Source organism: Mycobacterium parascrofulaceum ATCC BAA-614 (assembly GCF_000164135.1).
Classification (GTDB): Bacteria; Actinomycetota; Actinomycetes; order Mycobacteriales; family Mycobacteriaceae; genus Mycobacterium; species Mycobacterium parascrofulaceum.
This window is the reverse complement of sequence record NZ_GG770600.1, coordinates 1-1,577: the sequence shown is the minus strand read 5'-3', so window position 1 is coordinate 1,577 and position 1,577 is coordinate 1. Positions and strand designations below refer to the sequence as shown.

The 1,577-nt window shown below is 63.7% G+C and carries 2 pseudogenes; both read right to left on the bottom strand.

Features of this window, described 5'->3' with window-relative positions:
• Positions 1 to 270, bottom strand: a pseudogene (locus tag HMPREF0591_RS34295) (cytochrome P450); the annotation flags it as partial.
• Between the two features lie 250 nt (positions 271 to 520).
• A pseudogene (locus HMPREF0591_RS31770) lies at positions 521 to 1,562 on the bottom strand (alpha/beta hydrolase).
• Between the last annotated feature and the right edge of the window lie 15 nt (positions 1,563 to 1,577).

Sequence of the window (1,577 nt, the reverse complement as noted above, 5' to 3'; positions counted from 1 at the left end):
CTTGGGTAGCTTGGGGGCCCGCGATGACCGCCATTTTGGTACCGAACGCTCCCATCCACGAGACAGAACCGAACCGCTCGTAGCGCTCTCTGCCCAGGTCGGACCCAAACCGGATGTAGTCGAGGGTGTGCCCGACCAAGGGGAGCCCGGCATCACCGAGAACCGGTCGCAATCCGCTTCCAGCCGGGGGGCTGCCAGTTCACGCACTGGCCACCGCCGACTCCACCGGCGAAGTCCGTCGTCCACCCGTTGCGGCGCGGGAATCAAGATGACCGAAGATAACCGTTCCCGGGCTTTATGGCTTTATCGACGGGCGCGTGTAGCGGGTTAACCATTGTCGCTCCCCGGCCTGTGGTCGTCGTTGGCGGCCTGCTCGCGATGAGGAACCGACCAGCTGTTTACATTACGCCCAATAATGTCAAAATTAATACATGCATATCTGACTTGTCAACGGGCTCCCAGTGGCGCGCAAAGGCGGTCGCCGCGCAGCTAGCCGCTGCGCCCGCGTTCAGCTCCGGCGTCAAGGAAACTTGCGTTCAGCGCTGTCGGCGAGAAACGCCCCGCTGAGGCGCAAAGCGTGACGCGCCTCGGGCAAGAGTCGAAACAGGGCTTGAAACACGTGAATTTGACCGCGAAACACCTGAAGTTGCACGGACGACCCCGCGGCGAGCATGCGCTCGGCGAGTCGTCGGGAATCGTCGAGCAGCATTTCTCTCCCGCCCACCTGGATCAATGTCGGCGGCATGCCGGTGAGGTCGGTGGCGAGCACGTTGACGCGGGGGTCGTGCGGATCGGCGTCGCCCACGTAGAGACTCAGCGCCCGCGACGCGGATCGGGCGGATGCGAAAGGATCGCGGCGCCAGATTTCGCGAGCCGTCGCCAGCTGACACGTCAGATCGATGACGGGGGACATCAGTAGCATGCGGTCAGGCAACGGCAGGCGATGTGCGAGTGCACCCAACGAGGTCGCGACCGCCAGTTGGCCGCCCGCCGAATCGCCTGTGTCGGCGGCAAGTGAATACTGACCAGTGCGCGGCCGACTCCTGATCAGTTTTCGATTGCCGTTGACAGCCTGCGATCGCTACCGTGCGGGCTGATGTCGATTCTTCAGAGCCCGCCAACCACCGGTAGGCCCTCAGTGCGTCGTCAGCAGCCGCCGGATACGGGTAACGCGGAGCCAATCGATAGCGGACCGCGAAGACCGGGCGCAGCGACGCGGCAGACAGTTCGCCCAGCAGACCGCGATGGGTTTTGGGAGAGCACATCGAAAATGCGCCGCCGTGAATGTAAAGGATCGGTGGCCCGTCCGGGTTGACGTTCGGTGCGACGACCCAATCTCCCCTCACTCGATCGCCGGCGAAGACGGTGTCGACCAGCCTTACGCGCAGTCCTGGGCGTGGGCGGGACGCGATGAGCGCCGCCCGAAGCACCCGATCCATCACAGCAAGCCCGTACTGGTTGGACGGTAGTGCTTGCGTCAATGGGCGAAGGACCCCGCGTGCGGATGTTGCGATGAGGTAGCTTGTCAGGCTCGGATCCCAATCCGAGGAAACGGATATCACGATAAGCCAGCCAGC